The sequence below is a fragment of the Streptomyces sp. NPDC049879 genome, assembly GCF_044461265.1.
GTDB lineage: Bacteria > Actinomycetota > Actinomycetes > Streptomycetales > Streptomycetaceae > Streptomyces.
The window spans coordinates 820,554-841,931 of the sequence record NZ_JBITKT010000003.1 but is presented as its reverse complement, the minus strand read 5'-3'; the positions used below and the strand labels follow the sequence as shown (position 1 = coordinate 841,931).

The following is a 21,378-nucleotide window of genomic DNA, read 5'->3' as shown; positions in this document are numbered from 1 at the left end:
CCCATGGCAGCGGACCGCACGGCCGGCGACGCCGACCGTTTCCCCGACTACGAAGAGCTGCCCGACGGGCAGTTCTACGACCCCGACGCCGAGTACGAGCCCGACCCCGAGTACGCGGCCACCATCGCGCCCGACGCGGCGCGCCAGCGGCGCGAGCGCATCGGGCCCACCGGCCGCCCGCTCCCGTACTTCCCGATCCCGGGACCGCTCACCGAGCGCGGCCCGGCCAAGATCATCGCCATGTGCAACCAGAAGGGCGGCGTCGGCAAGACCACCTCCGCCATCAACCTGGGTGCCGCGCTCGCCGAGTACGGACGCCGCGTCCTGCTCGTGGACTTCGACCCGCAGGGCGCCCTCTCGGTCGGCCTCGGCGTCAACCCGATGGAACTCGACCTCACCATCTACAACCTGCTCATGGAGCGGGGGATGGCGCCCGACGAGGTGCTCCTCAAGACGGCCGTCGCCGGGATGGACCTGCTGCCGAGCAACATCGACCTGTCCGCCGCCGAGGTCCAGCTCGTCAGCGAGGTCGCCCGCGAGTCCACGCTCCAGCGCGCCCTGCAACCGCTGCTCGCCGACTACGACTTCATCATCATCGACTGCCAGCCGTCCCTCGGCCTGCTGACGGTGAACGCGCTCACCGCCGCGGACAAGGTGATCGTGCCGCTGGAGTGCGAGTTCTTCGCGCTGCGCGGCGTCGCGCTGCTCACCGAGACCATCGAGAAGGTCCAGGAGCGGCTCAACCCCGGCCTGCACCTCGACGGCATCCTGGCGACGATGTACGACTCGCGCACGGTCCACAGCCGCGAGGTCCTCGCGCGCGTCGTCGAGGCGTTCGACGACAACGTGTACCACACCGTCATCGGCCGCACCGTCCGCTTCCCCGAGACGACGGTGGCCGGCGAGCCCATCACCACCTACGCGTCCAACTCCGTCGGCGCCGCCGCCTACCGCCAGCTCGCAAGGGAGGTGCTCGCCCGGTGCCACGCCGAGTGAGTCTCCCGGCGGCTGACGAACTCTTCCGTACCACCGGTGGGGCCGCCGTGCAGCCCTCGACCCCGCACGACGGCGGCGGGGCCCAGGACAACGGCGCCACCCCACGGCTGCCCGCCCCCGCGGCCGAGCAGCAGCCCGCCGCCGCTCCCGGCGGCGAGGAGACCGCGGGCGGCACGGCGGAGGACTCCCGCAGGGGCAGGCCCGCCGCCGACCGGGCGCCCGGGGGCGGCGGCCCCCAGGCGCGCCAGCAGCGCGAACCGGCCGCCCCCGCAGGCGGCGGGAGCGCCCCGGCGGGAGGCGGCGGCGCCTCCGGGCCGCCCAAGCAGACGAGGGGCGGCGCCGGTTCCGGCGCTGCCCAGAACGCCCAGGGCGCCCAGTCCTCGGGCCGCCGCGGCCGGGCCGCGCGCCGCCCGAGCGGCCGGGAGCGGCACGACGAGAAGATCACGGTCTACGTCTCCGCCGAGGAACTGATGGACCTCGAACACGCGCGTCTCGTCCTGCGCGGCGAGCACGGCCTCGCGGTGGACCGCGGCCGCATCGTCAGGGAAGCCGTCGCGGTCGTCCTCGCCGACCTCGAGTCGCGTGGCGACGCGAGCATCCTCGTGCGCCGCCTGCGCGGTCGCTGACGTCCGCTTCGCCCGATACGGCGCGGTAGTCTGCCCCGCGATGACCCCGCCCGCCCCCGATCCCCGCCGCCGCCGTTCCCTCGGCCTCGGCCCGGGAACGGCGCCGCCCACGCAGCCGCACACCGAGCCGGAGGCCGTACCGCCCCCGCCCCGGACGGAAGACGCCGCGCACCCCCTGCCGCCCTCCGACGGCGGGACGGACGAGCCGCCCGCCGCCACTCCGCCGAGCACGGACCTTTCCCGCGCGGGAGACGACACTCCCGCCCCGGACACCGCGCACCCGACAACGCCCGCCGAGGCGCCCGGCCGCTCCGACACGGGTCCGGGCGACACCGCCGCCGTCCCATCGGGCAGGCGCGGCGACGCGGCGGATGCCGTCACCGCGGAGGGGCCGCCCGAGGACGCGCCCTCCGGCGCGGGTGTGGACCTGTCCTGGGCAGACGGCGCACGCGATGCCGCGTACCCCCCGTCGCCTTCCGACACCGCGGCGGAAGAGGTGGGCGCTTCCGGAGAGTTGCCCGGAGGCGCGCAGGGCGGTGAGCGTCCTGTGCCGTCCGCCGCCGTCGTTCCGGGCGGACGCGCTGATGTGCGCACGGCCTCGCCTCGGGCGGACGGTGGCGCACTCGACCGCCCCGATGAGGCCGACAGCGCCGGAGACCGATCGGAAGGCGCGGGGGAGTCAGGCGGCAGCGCGCATACCGGCGTGCGACCCGATGCCGGGGGCGACGTACGCAACGCCGCGTGGCCGCCGACATCTCCCGGCACAACGGCAGACGGGCCGAGCGCCTCGGGGGAGTCGCCCGAGGGCGCACGGGGTGCCGCGCGTTCCGGTGCAGGCGTCAAGGTGTCGGGCGCCTCGGAGGAGTCGCCCGGAGGCGTGCGAGGCGGTGAGCGCCCCGTGCCGTCCGCCGCCATGCTCTCCGGTGGACGCGCCGATGCCGCAAACGCCGTCACGGCGGGGGAGCCGTCCGAGGGCACGGAGGCCAGCGTGCGTTCCGGCGCGGCTGTCGGCCCGTCTCGGGCGGGCGGCGCACGCGATGCCGCGTACTCCCTGGCGCCTTCCGGTGACGCGGCGGACGGGGTGGGCGCTTCTGAAGAGTCGTCCGCAGGTACGCGGACCGGTGAGCGTCCTGTGGCGTCTGCCACTGTCCTTTCGGGTGGACGTGCCGATGCAGTGGGTGCCGGCACGTCCGAAGGCACGCGGATCCCCTCGGGCAGGCGTGCCGGCGAGGGCCCGGCCCCGGCGCGGGCGGCCGATGACGCGGCGGACGGGCCGGGCGCCGCACCGCCCCGGCCCAGGACCGGGGACGGCGGAGCCCCGGCGCGCCCCGCCGTTCCCGCCCAGGCGGGCCCGCCCGGCGCGCCCCCTGTCGGCGACCAGCCCGACGACGGCCGGTTCAAGGTCGTCCTGGAGAACTTCGAAGGCCCCTTCGACCTGCTCCTCCAGCTCATCTCGCGGCACAAGATGGACGTCACCGAGGTGGCGCTCTCCCGCGTCACCGACGACTTCATGGCCCACATCCGCGCCATGGGCCCCGACTGGGACCTCGACCAGACCACCGAGTTCCTCGTCGTCGCCGCGACCCTCCTCGACCTCAAGGCCGCGCGGCTCCTGCCCACCGCCGAGGTGGAGGACGAGGCGGACCTCGCGCTCCTCGAAGCGCGCGACCTGCTCTTCGCCCGCCTCCTCCAGTACCGCGCGTACAAGAAGGTGGCCGGCATCCTCGCGGACCGCCTCGCCGCCGAGGCACTCCGCCACCCCCGCACGGTCGGCCTCGAACCGCACCACGCCGAGCTGCTCCCCGAGGTCGTCATCCGCCTCGGCCCCGAGGGCTTCGCGCGCCTCGCCGTCAAGGCCATGCAGCCGAAGCCCAAGCCCCAGGTGTACGTCGACCACATCCACGCGCCGCTGGTCAGCGTCCGCGAGCAGGCGGACATCGTCATCGGCCGCCTGCGCGAGGCGGGCGAGGCGACGTTCGCCGAGCTGACCAGGGACGCCCCCGACACCCTCACCGTCGTCGCCCGCTTCCTCGCCCTCCTGGAGCTGTACCGGGAGCGGGCCGTCGCCCTCGACCAGGACGAGGCGCTCGGCCCCCTGCTGGTCCGCTGGAGCGGTACGGCGGCGGGGGACCGGCCGCTGGTCACGGACGAGTTCGACCAGGAGACCGCGGCGCCCGCCGAAGGGAAGGACGCGCAGGAATGACCGCAGACACCGAGGCCGCCACGGCCACCGAGGCCCCCCGGGACACCGAAGCCCCCCGGGACACCGAAGCCGCCGCGCCCCCGGACGGCGCCGCCGCGCTGCCGCTGCGCCCGGCGCTCGAAGCCGTCCTCATGGTCGTGGACGAGCCCGCCACCGAGGACCACCTCGCGAAGGTCCTCGGCCGCCCCAGGCGCGCCGTGGCCGCCGCCCTGCGCGAGCTGGCCGACGAGTACACCGCGCAGGAGCGCGGCTTCGAGCTGCGGCAGGTGGCGGGCGGCTGGCGGTTCTACGCGCGCCCCGCGTACGCCCCGGCCGTCGAGGGCTTCGTCCTGGACGGCCAGCACGCCCGCCTCACCCAGGCCGCGCTGGAGACGCTCGCGGTCGTCGCGTACCGCCAGCCGGTGAGCCGTTCCCGCGTGTCCGCCATCCGGGGAGTCAACTGCGACGGCGTCATGCGCACCCTGCTCCAGCGGGGGCTGGTGGCCGAGGCGGGCACCGAACCCGAAACAGGTGCGATCCTGTATGGGACGACGCACTACTTCCTGGAGCGGATGGGCCTGCGCGGCCTGGACGAACTGCCCGAGCTCGCCCCTTTCCTCCCGGAGGCCGACCAGGTCGAGGGCGAGAGCCGGGAGGGCGTGCCGTCGTTCAGCGTGGATGCAGATGCAGACGACAGCGGCGACTCACCGACGGATCATTGATGCGAAGCAGTGGCAGGAACAACGACCGGAACTACCGGGGCGCGGGCAACGACCGCGACGACCGGCGGCAGGGGGCGGGCCGCCCCCGCCCCGAGGAGCGCCGCCACGGCCAGGGCCAGTCCGGCGCCGGGCGGCCGGGGGCCGCCCAGGGCGGGGGCAAGGGCCAGGGCAGGGGTCAGGGCAAGCGCCGTCCCGCCGCGCCCGCACGCTCCCGTGAGTACGAGGCGCTGCTGGAGGACCGCAACCGCGAGCGGCACGCGGGGCCCGCCGCGAAGCTGCCGAAGACCTTCGGCGACCAGGAGGGCGAGCGGCTGCAGAAGGTGCTCGCCCGTGCCGGTCTCGGCTCGCGGCGCGCCTGCGAGGAGCTGATCGAGCAGCGCCGCGTGGAGGTCAACGGCAAGATCGTCACGGAGCAGGGCCGCCGTGTGGACGTCGAGAAGGACGAGATCAAGGTGGACGGCCTGACCGTCGCCGCGCAGTCGTACCTCTTCTTCGCCCTCAACAAGCCGGCGGGCGTCGTCTCCTCCATGGAGGACCCCGAGGGCCGCCAGTGCCTGGGCGACTACGTGCAGAACCGCGAGACGCGGCTCTTCCACGTCGGGCGGCTCGACACCGAGACCGAGGGCATCATCCTGCTCACCAACCACGGCGAGCTTGCCCACCGCCTGACGCACCCCCGGTACGGCGTCACCAAGACGTACCTGGCCGCCATCCGCGGGCCCATCCCGCGCGACCTGGGCAAGCAGCTCAAGGAGGGCATCCAGCTGGAGGACGGCTACGCCCGCGCCGACCACTTCCGCGTGGTCGAGAACACGGGCCGCGACTACCTCGTCGAGGTCGTCCTGCACGAGGGCCGCAAGCACATCGTGCGCCGCATGCTCTCCGAAGCCGGTTTCCCCGTGGACAAGCTCGTCCGCACCCACTTCGGCCCGATCGCGCTCGGCGACCAGAAGTCGGGCTGGCTGCGCCGCATGACCCACACCGAGGTCGGCCGCCTCATGAAGGAGGTCGGTCTGTAGATGCGCACCGCACTCGTCGTCGGCACCGGCCTCATCGGCACGTCCGTGGCGCTCGCGCTGTCCGCGCGCGGCGTCCGGGTGCACCTGGAGGACCACGACCCCGACCAGCCGAAGACCGCCGCCGCCCTGGGCGCGGGGACGGACGAGCCGCCCGCGGGACCGGTGGACCTGGCCGTCGTCGCCGTCCCCCCCGCCCACATCGCCAGGACTCTCGCCGCGCTCCAGAAGCGCGACGCGGCCCGCGGCTACGTGGACGTGGGCAGTGTCAAGGGAGGCCCGCGCCGCGAGCTGGCCGACCTCGGCGGCGACCTGGACAGCTACCTCGGCACGCACCCGATGTCGGGCAAGGAGCGGTCCGGGCCGCTCGCCGCGACCGCCGACCTCTTCGAGGGCAGGCCCTGGGTCCTGACCCCGACGCCCGGCAGCGACACCGAGGTGCTGAACCTGGCGCTGGAACTCGTCGCGCTCTGCCGCGCCGTCCCCGTCGTGATGGACGCCGACGCGCACGACCGCGCCGTCGCCCTCGTCTCCCACACGCCGCAGCTGGTCTCCAGCCTGGTCGCGGCGCGGCTGGAGAACGCGGCCGAGTCCGCCGTCCGGCTGAGCGGGCAGGGCCTGCGGGACGTCACCCGCGTCGCCGCGTCCGATCCCCGGATGTGGCTGGACATCCTCAGCAGCAACCCGGGACCGGTCGCCGACGTGCTCGCCGAGGTGGCCGCCGACCTGGAGGAGGCCGTACGGGCGCTGCGGGCCCTGGAGTCCGCCGACGACGCGAAGCGCGACGCCGGGTTCACCGCCGTCGAGGAGCTGCTGCGGCGCGGCCGCGCAGGGCAGGACCGCGTCCCGGGCAAGCACGGCGCGGCGCCCGCCGCGTACGAGACCGTCGCCGTCCACATCAGCGACCGGCCGGGCGAGCTGGCCAGGATCTTCGCGGACGCGGGCAGCGCGGGCGTCAACGTGGAGGATGTCCGCATCGAGCACGCCACCGGGCAGCAGGCCGGTCTCGTGCAGCTCATGGTGGAGCCCACGGCGGCCCCCGGGCTCATCGCCGCCCTGCGGCAGCGGGGCTGGCCGATCCGGCAGTAGGGCTCCGCGGCGGGACCGGTACCCTTCTTCCCCGGGGGCGGCCGGTCCCGTCCCCGCCGCGCTGTCTGGCGCAGGCCGGCATGTGAGAAAGGTGCGCACCCCCCGTGGCTGTTCCCGAGGCTGTTCCCACGACCGTCCCCCCGGCCGGGAACCCCGTCATCGTCGCCATCGACGGCCCGTCGGGCACGGGCAAGTCGAGCACCTCGAAGGCCGTCGCCGTCCGGCTCGGACTCGGCTACCTCGACACCGGCGCCCAGTACCGCGCGATGACCTGGTGGATGCTGGAGAACGGCGTCGACGTCGCCGACCAGGCCGCCGTCGCCGCCGCCGCGGCCAAGCCCGTCATCGTCTCGGGCACCGACCCGCGCGCGCCCACCATCACCGTGGACGGCACGGACGTCGCCGCCCCGATCCGCGGCCGCGCCGTCACCGCCGCCGTCAGCGCCGTCAGCGCCGTCCCCGAGGTCCGTACGCGCGTCACCGGGCTCCAGCGCACCATCGCCGCCGGGGCGGGCGGGGGCATCGTCGTCGAGGGCCGCGACATCGGCACCACCGTGCTGCCGGACGCGGACGTCAAGATCTTCCTCACCGCGTCCGCCGAGGCGCGGGCCGCCCGCCGCAGCGCCGAGCTGACGGGCGCCGAGGCCGCCGACGTGGCCGCCACCCGTGCCGCGCTCGTCCGCCGCGACGCCGCCGACTCGGGCCGCAAGACGTCCCCGCTCGCCAAGGCCGCCGACGCCATCGAGGTGGACACCACCGAGCTGACCCTCGACCAGGTCGTCGAACGGGTCGCGGAGCTGGTGGACGGGAAGCGGCGGCCGAGGTGACCGCACCCGGCGCCGGCAGGGGCGCGGCCACCGGACGCAGGCTGGCCATCGGGATCATCAACGGTGCCTTCCGCCCGCGCGTGCTGGGCGCCTGGCGGGTCCCGCCGGGCGGCCCGGTCATCCTCGCGGTCAACCACACGCACAACGTCGACGGACCCGTCCTGATGGGGACGTCGCCCCGGCCGGTGAGCTTCCTGGTCAAGAAGGAGGCGTTCGTCGGCCCGGTCGGCTCGTTCCTGCGCGGCATCGGGCAGCTCAGCGTCGACCGGAAGGGCACGGACCGCGCAGCCGTCACCGGGGCGCTCGACATCCTGAAGGGCGGCGGTGTTCTGGGGATATTCCCCGAGGGCACCCGCACCGAGGGCGACTTCGCCGCCCTGCGGGCCGGACTGGCGTACTTCGCGCTGCGCTCGGGCGCGCCCGTCGTGCCGGTGGCCGTCCTCGGCAGCAACGAGCGGCGCGGCCGCCTCGTGCCCGGCATGCCGCCGCTGCGCAGCCGCATCGACGTCGTCTTCGGCGACCCGTTCACCGTCACGCCCGAGGGCGCGGCCGGGGGACGGCGTACGCGGGCGGCGCTGGACGACGCGACCGTACGCATACAGGAGCGGCTGACCACGCATCTGAAGGACGCCCGCCGTCTCACCGGCCGCTGAGCGACACTGGACACCGGGGGACACCGCGCGCCGCGCCGTTCCCGCCCCGACAGCACAGCCCCGACAACGCACACCGACACGAGGTACTGAACTCCATGACCGACCAGAACCACCCAGGCACCGATGCCCCGCACGGTGCCCTCGGGGGCGCCGAGTACGAGGAGTTCATGGCCCTCGCGGCCGAGGAGGGCTTCGAGGCCGACGAGATCGCCGGTGAGCTGGCCGCCGCCTCGGCGGGCCCGCTGCCCGTGCTGGCCGTCGTCGGCCGCCCGAACGTCGGGAAGTCCACGCTCGTCAACCGCATCCTCGGCCGCCGCGAGGCCGTCGTCGAGGACCGTCCCGGCGTGACCCGCGACCGCGTGACCTACGAGGCCGAGTGGTCGGGCCGCCGCTTCAAGGTGGTCGACACCGGCGGCTGGGAGCAGGACGTCCTGGGCATCCAGGCGTCCGTGGCGGCCCAGGCCGAGTTCGCCATCGAGGCGGCCGACGCGGTCGTCCTCGTCGTGGACGCCACGGTCGGCGCCACCGACACGGACGAGGCCGTCGTCAAGCTGCTGCGCCGCTCGGGGAAGCCCGTCGTGCTGTGCGCGAACAAGGTGGACGGCCCCAACATGGAGTCCGACGCCGCCTACCTGTGGTCCCTCGGCCTCGGCGAGCCGCAGCCCGTCTCCGCGCTCCACGGGCGCGGCACGGGCGACATGCTCGACAAGGTCCTCGACGTGCTGCCCGAGGCGCCCCGCGAGACGTTCGGCGTCACCGTGGGCGGCCCGCGCCGCATCGCGCTGATCGGGCGCCCCAACGTCGGCAAGTCGTCGCTGCTGAACAAGGTCGCGGGCGAGGAGCGGGTGGTGGTGGACCCGACCGCGGGCACCACCAGGGACCCGGTGGACGAGCTGATCGACCTCGGCGGCACGACATGGCGCTTCGTCGACACGGCGGGCATCAGGCGCCGCGTCCACCTCCAGGACGGCGCCGACTACTACGCGTCGCTGCGCACGGCCGCCGCGCTGGAGAAGGCGGAGGCGGCGGTCGTCCTGATCGACGTGACCGAGCCGATCAGCGTCCAGGACACCCGCATCATCACCATGGCCGTGGACGCCGGACGCGCCCTGGTGATCGCGTACAACAAGTGGGACCAGCTCGACGACGAGCGCCGCTTCTACCTGGAGCGCGAGATCGAGCAGGAGCTGGTCCAGGTCCAGTGGGCGCCGCGCGTGAACATCTCCGCGCGCACCGGCCGCCACATGGAGAAGCTCGTCCCGGCCATCGAGACCGCGCTCGCCAGCTGGGAGAGCCGCATCCCGACGGGCAAGCTGAACGCGTTCCTCGGCGAGATCGTCGCCGCCCACCCGCACCCGGTGCGGGGCGGCAAGCAGCCGCGCATCCTCTTCGGCACCCAGGCGGGCACGCGCCCGCCGCGCTTCGTGCTGTTCGCGTCGGGCTTCCTGGAGGCGGGCTACCGGCGCTTCCTGGAGCGGCGGCTGCGCGAGGAGTTCGGCTTCGAGGGCACGCCGATCCACGTGTCCGTGCGCGTGCGGGAGAAGCGCGGGCGCGCCAAGAAGTAGTGGGGGGCGGATGGCACAAGGGGAAGGGCCGCGCGGCTGCGCGGCCCTTCCCCTTGCTCGTGCCTGCTGTGCGTGCCGCTCCGGCGCCCGGTGCCGTCACAGGCTCTGGGACGACGACGAGTGCCGCCCGGGGTCCTGCCGCGTCGGCGGCAGCACCGCGGGGACGAGCACGGCGGGCGCGTGGAGCGACCCGGCGGTGCCGTACCCGTACGCCGCGAGCGCGCTGCCCTGGCCGTGGTGCGCGCCGTGGAACGAGCCGAAGGCGACGAACGCCAGATGCTCCTCTCCCGAACGGTCCCCCGGCAGGGACCGGAACAGCCGCCGGTACTCGGCGCACAGCGCGTCGAAGATCGGGGTCTCCGACGTCACCGCGTGCTCGTAGGGCGCCCGCATGCCGGGGATGCCGGTGCGGGACGTCGCGTGCCGGGGGGAGTGCTGCGGTCGGGAAGGGTCATATGGGTGCACGCCCCTCCAACGAGCGGCGCGCCCGACGGATGCGGGCCGCGGAACCGCTTCTACCCGATCGTCCCAGCCAGGAGCCGCCCCCGGGCGCCCGCCCGCGCGCCCGCGCCGGGGCGCGCGTACCGGATCAGGTACCGGCGAGCGGCATCGCGGCGGCGACCAGCAGCCCGCCCGCCGCGGCCTTCTCCAGGGCCTCCCGCATCAGGTCCTCGCGCGGCTGCTGCCCGATGGCACCGGCCGGGGCGCAGTAGACGAGCACGGTGCCCCGCTGGTTCGCGCTCGCCCGCCAGCCGTCCGTCACGGCGAGCGGCTGGTGCGCCTGCCACCAGGCGAGCGGCTGGCCGCCCGGGTTGGCCTGGAGCACCGCGTGCAGCTGCCCCATGGCGACCAGCACGGACCAGCCGGGCAGCTTCTGCGGCGGCGTCGCGACATCGGTGACGGGCACGAAGCCCGCCTCGATCAGCAGGGGCAGGAAGTCGTCGCCAGGACCTTCCGTGCCGGGGCGGGCGATCGGGCCCGTCGGCTCGACGACGATCGCCGGGTACAGCTGCTCCTCGACGAGGATCTGCCCGCACGTCACGCCCAGCACGGCCTGCTCTGGCTGCGGTTCGGGGAGACCGCCGGGGGCGGTGGCCTGCGCGGGCACGCCGCCCACGGGGCTGTCGCCGGTCAGGGACCTGACCGCGCCCTTGAGCTGCTCCTCGGAGACCGTCACGACCTGGGAGGGGATGCAGGAGGCGTGCGCGAAGGCGAGGACGGCGGTCTCGTCCCCGACGAAGAGGACCGTGCTGGTGCGCTCCTGCTCGGTGTTGCCCGGGGTACGGCAGGAGGTGCAGTCGTAGCTTCCCGGGGCGTTCTCGCCGGCGAGCAGCCGTTCGGCCTCTTCGTCGCCGATCTCGGCGCGTACGTCGTCGCTGACGTCGAGCAAGGGGGACACTGTCGCTCCTCGGTTCGGGCTGTGGTCGGTTCGGGCTGTGGCATCTCGGGCGCCCCGCCGCGGGCGGCGAGGTGCCCCGTGCTCAACGGACGGGACGGCGCCCGGGTCACGCCCGCGGGGCGGCCAATCCTGCCCGGCGCCGTGCCCGGGCGCGGGCGCGCCCGGCCGGGGAGGGCGACGCCGCCGGGTCCCGCCGTTCCCGCTGTTCACCGGAAAGGTGAATTCGAGGTGGCGCGGGCTGATTTCGCCGCGTGCGGGAAAAGGCGCGGGAATTGTGCGGGGCGCCGGGCCGGAGGGGAATTGCGGCAGGCCGTGCGAACGCGAAGGCCCTGTTGGGCCGAACGGGTGGCGCGGGGTTCCGCTGTGACAGAAGCGTGACAGTTCGCCGATCCCGGTGGGACTTCCGGGTGGTCCGGCCGAGGCCGTACGGTGGCGGCATGGCTCCCGTACCCAGGCCGCCGCAGCCGCCGCAGGACGTCCCCGACCGCTACGTCGGCATGCGCGCCGACGACGCCGAGCGCTCCGCCACGGAACGGGGCTGGCCCCGCGTCCGGAGGTTGGCGCCCGACGCGATCGTCACCATGGAGTTCATGCCGGGGCGGCTCAACCTCGCCGTGCGCGACGGCGAGGTCGTGCGCTGCTGGCAGGGCTGACCCCCACCGGGGGCCTCAGTGGCTCCCGACGGGCCGTGCCGGGTGCTCCGGGTGCCCGGGGTGGCCCGGATGGTCGGGCTGGTGCGGGTGCGCGACCTGGTGGGGGTGCGCGGTGGCCGGGCGGAGGCGGATCTTCGCGAGCCGCGCGGGCTCGCCCGCCCCGGTCAGCTGCTCCTCCGGCACCCGCACGGAGGCGGTCGCCGCGAGCGGCGTGACACCCAGCGGGCGCGCCGCCCCGGTGCCTGGCCGCCGCGAGGCCGTCCCCAGGGCGTGGCCCCAGAGGGTCAGGAGGAGCCGTTCGACGTGCGTGATGACCGGCTCGCACCACGGGAGCGCCAGCAGGATCAGCAGGCCGGCGGCCCAGCCGAGCAGCACGTCGCTCACCCAGTGCGTACCGAGGTAGACGGTCGTCGCGCCGACGCCGAGGGCGCACAGGGCGGCGATGACCGACAGGCCGCGCCTGGCGCGGGGGGTGGTGGCCAGATAGGCGAGGATTCCCCAGGTCACGACGGCGTTGGCGGTGTGGCCGGAGGGAAATATATCGCCGGTCAGGAACATCTCGTTCGAGCCCATGACCGTCGCGTAGTGCGGGCCCTCGCGGCCCATGCCGATCTTCGCGGCGCCCACCGTGACGTTCAGCAGCAGCAGCGCGCAGGCCATCACCAGCAGCGGGCGCGGGGTCCGCGTGCGCCAGGAGCGCCAGCCCAGCCATGCCACGACCAGCGCGGCGGTCGGGCCGCGCTGGCCGAGGACGACGAAGTAGTCGAGGAACGCGTGCATCTCCGGCCACTGCTTGTACGGCCGGAACAGCATCACCTGCCAGTCCAGCCGGACCAGCCAGGACGTGCTCAGGACCGCCGCCACGATGGCCGCGTAGAAGCCCAGGGTGGCCCACAGCAGCGCGACGCGCGTGCGGCTCATCACGGGAGCCGGCGCGTCGGGTGGCTGAGGCTCCTGTTCGAGGCGGGCGAGGAGTCGGTCGGTACGCACTTTTTCAAGATTACAGCCCGTGATAGCGGCCCTCCTGCGCGGCCCCGCCTTCGTAATGGCTATGTGATGTATGGCCCGTCAATTCACCCACCCGGCTTCGCTTCGCTGCATGGAATGCGCGGCGTCCCGGAATTCCGTTCCGGCCAATTCGGGTGAGCCGTGCGGGAGTTTTTCCCGTGCCCGGTGGGTGAACGCCGCCCCTTGTCCCGGTGACGCGCTGCCGTAGTCTGTCTGACCATCCGCCCGCAACCACCGTGCCCGGCGCCGCGCGTGCCGCCGGGAGTCCCCCGTGGTGGCGCGGGACCGCCGTCCGCGCGCGCGGAGGAAAGGTGCGTCGATGTCCGGGATCGTCCCGCCCGGAGCCTGTCGCGGTGCCCGTAACCGCTGGACGGTCCTGGTCGTCCTCTGCGTGAGCCTGCTGGTCGTCGCGATCGACGCGACCGTGCTGCACGTCGCCGTCCCCGCCGTGACCGAGGACCTGCGGCCGAGCGGCGTCGAACTCCTGTGGATCGTCGACGCGTACCCCCTCGCCTGCGCCTCGCTCCTGATCCTCTTCGGCACCCTCGGCGACCGCGTCGGCCGCCGCCGCGTGCTGCTGGCCGGCTACGGCTGCTTCGCCCTCGCGTCCGCCGCCGCCGCGTACGCCCCCGGGCCCGGGACGCTCATAGCCGCGCGCGTGCTGCTCGGCGCGGGCGGCGCGATGATCATGCCCGCCACGCTGTCCCTCCTCCGGCAGGTCTTCCCCGACCGGCGCGAACGTGCCCTGGCCGTCGGCATCTGGAGCGCCGTCGCCGCCGTGGGCGCGGCGATCGGCCCGCTGGTCGGCGGTGTCCTGCTCGAACACTTCTGGTGGGGCTCGGTCTTCCTCGTCAACCTGCCGCTGATGGCCGCCTGCCTGCCCGTGGCGCGCCTGCTGCTGCCCGAGTCCACGGGCGACAGGACCGGCCCGTGGGACGTCACGGGCGCGCTGATGGCGGCCTGCGGGCTCTTCGCCGTGATCCTCGCGGTCAAACGGGCGGGCGGCGGCGACCTGTTCACGCCGGGGACCGCGCTGGCGGCGGGCGGCGGGGCGCTGCTGCTCGTCCTGTTCGCGCGGCGCCAGCGGCGGCTGCCCGAGCCGCTGATCGACCTGTCGTCGTTCGCCAGGCCCGCGTTCGGCACGGCGGTCGGCTGCATCGTGCTGACGGTGCTGGCGCTCGTCGGCCTCGCGCTCGTCGCGGCGCAGTACCTGCAGCTCGTCCTCGGGCTCTCGCCGCTCCAGACGGGGCTGCGCCTGCTGCCGCTCAGCGTGGCGGCCATCGCCGCCGGGCTCGCCGGGTCGCGCCTGCTGACGGCCCTCGGGCCGCGCCTGATGGTGACCGCCGGGTTCGTCCTGACGGCGGTGGCCGTCCTGACGCTGACCTGCCTGGACGGCCACGACCGGCCTGTCCTCATGGTGACCGGCTTCGTGCTGCTCGGCTTCGGCCTGGAGACGACGCTGTTCGCCTCCTACGAGTCGATGCTGAGCGACGTCCCGGTGCGGCAGGCGGGCGGGGCGGCGGCGATCGGCGAGACGGCCTACCAGTTCGGCGCGGGCCTCGGCATCGCCGTCCTCGGCAGCATCATGAACGCCGTGTACGGGCCCGCCGTCCACCGTTTCAAGGGCGTCAGGGGGGACGAGAGCGCAGCCGCGGGGCACTCGCTCGGCGAGGCGTACACGGTCGCCTCGCGCGTCGGCGGCGGGGCGGGGGAGGCGCTGCGGCAGGCGGCGCGCGACGCGTTCGTCCACGGCATGAAGACGACGCTGCTGGTCAGCGCCGTCCTGCTGCTCGCGGGCGCCGTCGCCGCCAGGCGCCTGCCGCGCGACCTGCGGGCGCCGGACGAGGAGACGCGGGCGCCGTCCGCTTGCCCTCCCGCGTTACCGGCCCGTAGCGTCGCGGGACGCGCGGGTGCGGCAGGGCCCGTCCCGCGCGCCGACAGCTGAGACGACGCAAGGGAAGGGGTCCCGCGTGCCGGACCGTCCCGCCTTCGATCCCGCCGACCCGCTCGGCATCGACGAACTGCTCGGCGACGACGACCTCGCCGTCCGCGCCACCGCGCGCCGCTGGGCCGCGGACCGGGTGCTCCCGTACGTCGCCGACTGGTACGAGCGCGGCGAACTGCCCGACCCGCGCGGCCTGGCCCGCGAGCTGGGCGCCATGGGCGCGCTCGGGATGCCGCTGCGGGGCTACGGCTGCGCGGGCGCGTCGGCCGTCCAGTACGGGCTGGTGTGCCTGGAGCTGGAAGCCGCGGACTCGGGCATCCGCTCCCTCGTCTCCGTGCAGGGCTCACTCGCCATGTACGCGATCCACCGGTACGGCTCGGAGGAGCAGCGCCGCGCCTGGCTGCCCGGGATGGCGTCCGGCGGGACCATCGGCTGCTTCGCCCTCACCGAGCCCGACCACGGCTCCGACCCGTCCGGCATGCGCACCCGCGCGGTGCGCGACGGCGGCGACTGGGTCCTGACCGGCCGCAAGATGTGGATCACCAACGGCTCGATCGCCGATGTCGCCGTCGTCTGGGCCAGGACGGACGAGGGCGTGCGGGGCTTCCTCGTCCCCGCCGCGACGCCCGGCTTCACGGCGCACACCATCCGGCACAAGGGCTCGCTGCGCGCCTCGGTGACGAGCGAGCTGGTCCTGGACGGCGTACGGCTGCCCGCCGGCGCCGCGCTGCCCGAGGCGCGCGGGCTGCGGGCGCCGCTGAGCTGCCTGAGCCACGCGCGGTACGGGATCGTCTGGGGCGCGCTCGGCGCCGCCAGGACGTGCTTCCGCGCGGCGCTTGAGTACGCCGGGACGCGGGAGCAGTTCGGGCGGCCCATCGGCGCCTTCCAGCTGACGCAGGCGAAGCTCGCGGACATGGCGGTGGAGCTGGAGAAGGGGCTGCTGCTCGCCCTGCACCTCGGGCGCCGCATGGACGCCGGGCGGCTGCTGCCCGAGCAGGTGAGCCTCGGCAAGCTGAACAACGTGCGCGAGGCGCTGGACATCTGCCGCACCGCCAGGACCGTCCTGGGGGCGAACGGCATCTCGTGGGAGTACCCGGTGATGCGCCACATGGCGAACCTGGAGACGGTCCTCACCTACGAGGGCACCAGCGAGATGCATCAGCTGGTGCTCGGCAAGGCGCTCACCGGTCTCGACGCGTTCCGCGGCTGATCCGCTCCGCCCGGTGGGGGCGGGAGCGGATCAGCTCTGGTTGTAGAAGCCGTCCTCGGCGGAACGGTCGCGCTGTGCGGTGACGATCTGGTAGTCGGCGGGGGTGAGGAGGAAGACGCGGTTGGCGACCCGTTCGATCGTCCCGCGCAGGCCGAAGGTGAGACCGGCCGCGAAGTCCACCACGCGCTTGGCGTCGGCGGAGTCGAGGACGGTCAGGTTGATCACGACGGGGACCCCGTCGCGGAACAGCTCGCCGATCCGGCGGGCGTCGCCGAATCCGTCGGGTGTGACCGTGGCGATACGGCCCCCCTGGTCGTGCGCGACCTCGGCCGCGACCCTGACCCGCGGGTCGGTGGTCCACGGACCGGCGTCGTCGCCGGGCTCGGGCCCCTCCGCGTACTCGTCGTCGTAGTAGCGCATCTCGCGGTCCTCGACGAGACCGAGCCAGGCGCTCGCCTTTCGCACCGATCCCATGGATGCCTCCTCTCCTCCCGGGCGGCTTGTACCCGTCCGCATCCCCCCTATGGTCGTCCATCATGCGGATGATGCGCCAAGGGTATGCCCATCAGATCCCGTTTTCGTGACGGTTCTGGTGCATTCGAAGTGGGGCTTCATCAGCGGTGTTGTGCTCGCGGCGTGCTGACTGCGAGTAAGTTCCCCGCGCCCGGCCGATCGGGTGACGGAGCGCGTGCGGAGGGTGTCCAAAAGGCGTTCTTTTCAACGGCGTCGGCGGTGAGAAGACTCTGCAGCAGCGCTTGTCAGGGTCATGGCGGAAGGGGCGCGTCCCCGCCGTCCCGCCCCTGGCCACGCCTCACCCCTGCCCAGACAGCCAATGGGCACCGGATTCCTTACTGGAGGATCAAGTGGGTTTGAAGCGCACCAACCCCCACGGGCGTATGTCCCGCCGGCTCCGGCTGGCCGCCGCCGCCTCTGGCCTGCTGGCCGCCGCCGCGTTCGTGATGCCGAACGCGGCCCAGGCCGAGCCGGTCGCCACCTACAGCACCTCGCAGCTGAAGGCCGCCAGCGACGCCGTGCTCGAGGCGGACGTCTCGGGCACCGCCTGGACGGTGGACAAGCAGTCGGGCCGCGTCGTCGTCACGGCGGACGAGACGGTCTCGAACGCCGAGATCGCCGAGCTGCGCAGCAGCGCCGGCGCGCTCTCCGGCGCCCTCTCGGTGGAGCGCACCGAGGGCACCCTCCAGCGCTACCTCGCCGGTGGCGACCCGATCTACGCCGACCTCGGCTGGCGCTGCTCGGCGGGCTTCAACGTCTCGATCGGCGGCGCCGCCTACTTCCTGACGGCGGGCCACTGCACCGAGGGCTTCCCGAACTGGTACACCAACTCGTCGCTGACCACGTACATCGGTCCGACGGCCGGGTCCAGCTTCCCGGGCAACGACTACGGCCTGGTGCGCTACGCGAACAGCGCCATCCCGGCACCCGGCGTGGTCAACCTGTACAACGGCAGCACGGTGGACATCACCGGCGCGGCGAACCCGACGGTCGGCCAGAGCGTCCAGCGCAGCGGCAGCACCACGGGTCTGTGGGGCGGTTCGGTCACCGGTCTCAACTACACGGTGAACTACGGCGGCGGTGACATCGTCTCCGGCCTGATCCGCACCAACGTCTGCGCCCAGCCCGGCGACAGCGGCGGCCCGCTGTTCTCCGGCCGCACCGCCATCGGCCTCACCTCCGGCGGCAACGGCAACTGCTCGACGGGCGGCACCACGTACTTCCAGCCCGTCGTCGAGGCCCTGAGCGCCTACGGGGCGACCATCCTCTGACGCCTTCGCGTCCCCTCGCACGACGCTCCGCCCCGCCGGTCCCCGACCGGCGGGGCGGAGTGCTGTCCCGGCCCGCCGACGGCGGCTCCCGGCGCCTTCCGTCCGTGGTCCTGTCCTGTGGCCCCGCGTCGGCCGGGGCGGTCGGCGGCGCGCTGACCCCGCCTCAGGGCGCCTCCCGGCCGCGCCTGAACGCCGCGCCGGGCGGCCCGTACGACGGCGCCCCGCGCGCGTACCGCCGTCCGCGGAGGGCGCCCGCGTACGCCGCCGACCTGCGCGTACGCCCGTCCCGGGCCGGCCGGTGCCGCCTCCTCGGCGCCGCGTCTGAGCCCCGCCGGGCGGCGGCGGTCGGCCCCGCGCGTACGCCTGAACGGCGCGCCGCCGTCCGCGACGTGACTGTGATGCAGATCACCTGACATGTGTTCGGGGGGACCGGTATGTGGGTGAAACGCGCGTAGCAGACGGCGATTTCCAGACAGGTCCAGACCACTTGATGTCGCTGCCCCCGCCACGCCGGGCGAGCGTACGCATGCGCAAGGTGCCGCCGCGCTGTCCGTCCCGCGCAGGAAAAGGCGGAGTGTTCTGGATGGTTTACGCGCATTACCTTCACCGGTGTGCTCATATGGTCGGGGCAAGTTCTCGGCCTTGTGCCGTACCCGCCCGGCTCGGATACTCGCCGGTATCGCTTGGCATGAACGTGACTGGCCCGCGCCGCGCCGGCCGGGACCGGCCGGGTTCATGCGCTCTCCGGAGCTCCGGCTCCAACCCCCACAGGAGGAAAAGAGCGTGACACACCGACGTACGTCACACCGGCGACGTGTCGCCGCCGCGGCGGCCGGCGCCGCGGCCCTCTTCGCCGGCACCTTCGCCGTCGCGGAGGCGAACGCCGACCCGGCCGCGGTCCCCACGGCCGCGCCCCGGGTCCTCTCGTCCGCCGAGGCGGGCACTCTCGCGGCCTCACTCTCCGCACAACTCACCCCCGAGACCTCGGGCGGCACCTACTACGACGCGGACTCGGGCAGGCTCGTCGTCAACGTCACGGACGAGGCGGCGGCTTCGACCGTCCGCGGCGCGGGCGCCGAGGCCCGCGTCGTCCGCCACAGCCTCGCCGAACTCGACGAGGTGAAGGACGCCGTCGCCGGGTTCGCGGTGGCCGGCACGGCCTGGGCCGTCGACCCGGTCTCCAACACGGTCCGCGTCACCACCGACAGCACGGTGCGCGGCGCGGAGCTGACGGACCTGCGCACCGCCGTCGCCGGACTCGGCGACACCGCCTCCCTGGCCGCGGTGCCCGGGGAGTTCCAGCCCTTCCTCGCGGGCGGCGAGGCGATCTACAGCTCGGGCGCGCGCTGCTCGCTCGGGTTCAACGTCACGGTGGACGGCGCCCCCGGCTTCCTCACGGCCGGGCACTGCGGGAGCGTCGGCAGCTCCTGGTCCGACTCCTCGGGCGGCGCGGCGGTCGGCACCCTGACGGCCGGTGAGTTCCCCGGCTCCGACTACGCGCTGGTCGAGTACGCCGACCCGGCGCCCGAGCACCCGAGCGAGGTGTCCCTCTACGACGGCGGCACCCAGGAGATCACGGGCGCCGCCGAGGCGACGGTCGGTCAGAACGTACAGCGCAGCGGCAGCACCACGGGCGTCCACGACGGCCAGGTGACCGCCGTGGATGTCGCCGTCCGCTACCCGCAGGGCACGGTCGAGGGCACGATCCAGACGACTGTGTGCGCCGAACCGGGCGACAGCGGCGGCGCCTTGTTCGACGGGTCGAGCGCGGTCGGCCTCACCTCGGGCGGCAGCGGTGACTGCACGTCGGGCGGGACGACGTTCTTCTACCCCGTGACGGACGCGCTCGCCGCGGTGGGGGCTACGATCCCGTAGCGGTAGACCGTCAGATCACCGGCACGTCGCTTCACGGAGCCCCCGGTCCGACAGGGACCGGGGGCTCCGCGCTGCGGCGCGACAGGGGGGAACGCGCAATGTTCGGAATCGTGCGGCCGTGCAGGCACCGGCTGCCCGAAGGTCTGTTCCAGGAGTGGATGGGGCACCTGTGCGGGCTGTGCCTGGCCCTGCGGGGGGTGCGGGGGCAGGCGGCGCGGGTCGCCACCAACTACGACGGGCTGCTGATATCCGTGCTGTTCGCCGCCCAGGCGCCCGCGGGCGCGCGGGTACGGCGCACCGCGGGGCCGTGCGCGCTGCGGGGGATGCGCACCGCCTCGGTCGCGGCGGACGAGGGCGCGCGCCTCGCGGCGGTGGTCTCCCTCGTCCTGGCGTCGGCCAAGCTGCGCGACCATGTGGCGGACCGGGACGGTGTGTTCGCCCGCCCGGTGCTCGCGGGCGCGGCGCGGCGCGTCGCCTCCGGGTGGGACGCGGCGGGCGCGCGTTCCGGCGGGGCGGTCGGCTTCGACACGTCGGTGCTGGTGGACGCGGTGGCGCGGCAGCCGGAGGTGGAGGGGCTCGCGGGGCCCGGCACGTCCGTGCTGGCCGTGACCGAGCCGGTCGAGACGGCGACCGCCGCCGCGTTCGCCCACACGGCGCGGCTCGCCGGGCGCCCGGGGAACGCGGCGCCGCTCGCGGAGGCGGGCGCCCTCTTCGGCCGCCTCGCCCACCTGCTCGACGCCGTGGAGGACCTGGAGAAGGACCGGCGGGAGGGCGCGTGGAACCCCATCGACGCCACCGGGACGCCGCTGCCCGAGGTCAGGCGGCTGTGCGACGAGGCGGTGACGGGGATACGGCTGGCGCTGCGGGACGCCGAGTTCTCCGACGGGAAGCTGGCGCACCTGCTGCTGGCGCACGAGGTCGGGCGCTCGGTGGACCGCGCCTTCGGCGGCGGGCACGCGCACGACGGGCACGCGCACGGCGCGGAGGCATCGGCCGACGGGTCCGGGCCGTCGCCTCTGCCGCCGGGGCTGCCCGACGGGCTGCCGGGCCTGCCGGATCGCGGCAAGCGGGGCGACCGGCGCGGCTTCTGGGCGGGCTGCGCGGCGTGGAGCGCGATGTTCTGCACCTGCCAGGTCTGCTGCCGCGAGGACTACGCCGACCCGTGGACGGGCAAGGAGCGGCACGGCTGGTGCCACTACGCGGAGTGCTGCGAGTGTTGCAACTGCTGCCAGTGCTGCAACTGCGGTGGCGGCGACAGCGGGGGCGACGGAGGCTGCTGCGACTGCAACTGCGACTGCAACTGCTGAGCGCCCCGGCCGTCCCCGGCCCCTGCCGCACCGTGGCGGTGGGGGCGGCCGACAGGTGACCGTGGTGCACTGACCGCTGCGCACGGGGGCTGTGGAGGTAGGGCACCGGGTGACGCGTGTGGACCGGGGTGCGCCGCCGGACGGGGACGTGGTGTCGGGCGGCGGCCCTGTTCCGCTGTGTGCGGCGGGCGGCCGCTCTCCGCCGCTCCGGGTGACACGGCAGGGCGCGGTGAGTGCGCCGGACGGTTGTGCCCGGGAGATGGGGTGCGCTGTACGGGATGGTTGTGGACCGGTGTGGCGGCAGGAGAGGACTTGCTGACCGCTACGTGGTGAGGGCACGAGGCCGACTGCGTGCACGGCGGGTGGGCCGGGTGGGGCGCGTACGGGATCACGGGGGGCGCCGGACCGGGGCTGCGCTCTGCGCGGCGGGTGTCTCGGGTGTCCGGCATGTGAGGGCCCTCCGGCGACCCGTGCCGAAGGCGTCAGAGTGTGTCGGTCGGCCGCTCACGCGGCGGCCGGTT

Annotated in this window: 20 protein-coding genes; 16 read left to right on the top strand and 4 right to left on the bottom strand. The window is 74.5% G+C overall.

What is annotated here, in order from left to right:
• The first annotated feature begins 3 nt into the window (after window positions 1–3).
• From ACIBPC_RS14735 to der, 9 genes are all read left to right on the top strand, one after another.
• Entirely contained in the window at window positions 4–996 is a 993-nt protein-coding gene (locus ACIBPC_RS14735; RefSeq protein WP_398844392.1) for a ParA family protein, read from the top strand.
• The gene (locus ACIBPC_RS14730; RefSeq protein ID WP_398844390.1) at window positions 993–1,622 is read left to right on the top strand and encodes a hypothetical protein; all 630 of its coding nucleotides are present in this window, start codon (window positions 993–995) and stop codon (window positions 1,620–1,622) included. Before ACIBPC_RS14735 ends, ACIBPC_RS14730 begins: the two co-directional genes overlap by 4 nt.
• A 913-nt stretch (window positions 1,623–2,535) precedes the next feature.
• Entirely contained in the window at window positions 2,536–3,825 is a 1,290-nt protein-coding gene (locus ACIBPC_RS14725) for a segregation/condensation protein A (RefSeq protein ID WP_398844387.1), read from the top strand.
• The gene (scpB, locus tag ACIBPC_RS14720; RefSeq protein WP_398844300.1) at window positions 3,822–4,526 is read left to right on the top strand and encodes an SMC-Scp complex subunit ScpB; all 705 of its coding nucleotides are present in this window, start codon (window positions 3,822–3,824) and stop codon (window positions 4,524–4,526) included. Before ACIBPC_RS14725 ends, scpB begins: the two co-directional genes overlap by 4 nt.
• Window positions 4,526–5,545, top strand: coding sequence for a pseudouridine synthase (locus tag ACIBPC_RS14715; RefSeq protein ID WP_398844298.1), 1,020 nt, complete (start codon window positions 4,526–4,528; stop codon window positions 5,543–5,545). The genes scpB and ACIBPC_RS14715 overlap by 1 nt, the downstream gene beginning before the upstream one ends.
• Complete coding sequence (locus ACIBPC_RS14710) at window positions 5,546–6,631, top strand: prephenate dehydrogenase (protein WP_362964903.1); 1,086 nt, start codon at window positions 5,546–5,548, stop codon at window positions 6,629–6,631.
• A 104-nt stretch (window positions 6,632–6,735) separates the two neighbouring features.
• On the top strand, window positions 6,736–7,458 hold the full coding sequence (gene cmk, locus ACIBPC_RS14705) for a (d)CMP kinase (protein WP_362964902.1): 723 nt from the start codon (window positions 6,736–6,738) through the stop codon (window positions 7,456–7,458).
• Window positions 7,455–8,111 carry a lysophospholipid acyltransferase family protein gene (locus tag ACIBPC_RS14700; RefSeq protein WP_362964900.1) on the top strand — a complete coding sequence of 219 codons (657 nt, stop codon included), beginning with the start codon at window positions 7,455–7,457 and terminating at the stop codon, window positions 8,109–8,111. Before cmk ends, ACIBPC_RS14700 begins: the two co-directional genes overlap by 4 nt.
• Before the next feature lie 95 nt (window positions 8,112–8,206).
• Window positions 8,207–9,676, top strand: coding sequence for a ribosome biogenesis GTPase Der (der, locus tag ACIBPC_RS14695; protein ID WP_362964898.1), 1,470 nt, complete (start codon window positions 8,207–8,209; stop codon window positions 9,674–9,676).
• Between the two features lie 96 nt (window positions 9,677–9,772).
• Here the strand turns inward: der and ACIBPC_RS14690 are convergent, their stop codons facing one another.
• The gene (locus ACIBPC_RS14690) at window positions 9,773–10,069 is read right to left on the bottom strand and encodes a hypothetical protein (RefSeq protein WP_398844294.1); all 297 of its coding nucleotides are present in this window, start codon (window positions 10,067–10,069) and stop codon (window positions 9,773–9,775) included.
• A 196-nt stretch (window positions 10,070–10,265) separates the two neighbouring features.
• Window positions 10,266–11,066, bottom strand: coding sequence for a hypothetical protein (locus ACIBPC_RS14685; protein WP_362964894.1), 801 nt, complete (start codon window positions 11,064–11,066; stop codon window positions 10,266–10,268).
• Window positions 11,067–11,512: 446 nt separating this feature from the next.
• On the opposite strand from ACIBPC_RS14685, the gene ACIBPC_RS14680 reads away from it, so the two are divergent.
• Entirely contained in the window at window positions 11,513–11,728 is a 216-nt protein-coding gene (locus ACIBPC_RS14680; RefSeq protein WP_398844291.1) for a hypothetical protein, read from the top strand.
• Between the two features lie 15 nt (window positions 11,729–11,743).
• Here ACIBPC_RS14680 and ACIBPC_RS14675 read toward each other — a convergent pair whose 3' ends face one another.
• A complete protein-coding gene (locus ACIBPC_RS14675) occupies window positions 11,744–12,718 on the bottom strand; it encodes a phosphatase PAP2 family protein (protein WP_398844288.1) in 975 nt (324 codons plus the stop codon).
• Window positions 12,719–13,055: 337 nt separating this feature from the next.
• Here ACIBPC_RS14675 and ACIBPC_RS14670 point away from each other — a divergent pair, with 337 nt between their 5' ends.
• Together ACIBPC_RS14670 and ACIBPC_RS14665 are read left to right on the top strand one after the other, a co-directional pair.
• Window positions 13,056–14,681: an MFS transporter gene (locus ACIBPC_RS14670; RefSeq protein ID WP_398844287.1), complete on the top strand. Its 1,626-nt coding sequence runs from the start codon at window positions 13,056–13,058 to the stop codon at window positions 14,679–14,681.
• Between the two features lie 25 nt (window positions 14,682–14,706).
• Window positions 14,707–15,891 (top strand): acyl-CoA dehydrogenase family protein, encoded by a 1,185-nt coding sequence (locus ACIBPC_RS14665; RefSeq protein ID WP_398844284.1) that lies wholly within the window; start codon window positions 14,707–14,709, stop codon window positions 15,889–15,891.
• Window positions 15,892–15,921: 30 nt separating this feature from the next.
• Here ACIBPC_RS14665 and ACIBPC_RS14660 read toward each other — a convergent pair whose 3' ends face one another.
• The gene (locus ACIBPC_RS14660) at window positions 15,922–16,365 is read right to left on the bottom strand and encodes a cell division protein SepF (RefSeq protein ID WP_362964884.1); all 444 of its coding nucleotides are present in this window, start codon (window positions 16,363–16,365) and stop codon (window positions 15,922–15,924) included.
• Window positions 16,366–16,754: 389 nt separating this feature from the next.
• On the opposite strand from ACIBPC_RS14660, the gene ACIBPC_RS14655 reads away from it, so the two are divergent.
• The 4 genes from ACIBPC_RS14655 (at window position 16,755) to ACIBPC_RS14640 (ending at window position 20,857) form a co-directional block, all read left to right on the top strand.
• Window positions 16,755–17,675 (top strand): S1 family peptidase, encoded by a 921-nt coding sequence (locus ACIBPC_RS14655; RefSeq protein WP_398844282.1) that lies wholly within the window; start codon window positions 16,755–16,757, stop codon window positions 17,673–17,675.
• A gap of 104 nt (window positions 17,676–17,779) precedes the next feature.
• Window positions 17,780–18,088 carry a hypothetical protein gene (locus tag ACIBPC_RS14650; RefSeq protein ID WP_398844280.1) on the top strand — a complete coding sequence of 103 codons (309 nt, stop codon included), beginning with the start codon at window positions 17,780–17,782 and terminating at the stop codon, window positions 18,086–18,088.
• A 370-nt stretch (window positions 18,089–18,458) separates the two neighbouring features.
• Window positions 18,459–19,550, top strand: coding sequence for a S1 family peptidase (locus ACIBPC_RS14645; RefSeq protein ID WP_398844277.1), 1,092 nt, complete (start codon window positions 18,459–18,461; stop codon window positions 19,548–19,550).
• Window positions 19,551–19,648: 98 nt separating this feature from the next.
• A complete protein-coding gene (locus ACIBPC_RS14640; protein WP_398844275.1) occupies window positions 19,649–20,857 on the top strand; it encodes a DUF5685 family protein in 1,209 nt (402 codons plus the stop codon).
• Window positions 20,858–21,378: the final 521 nt, after the last annotated feature.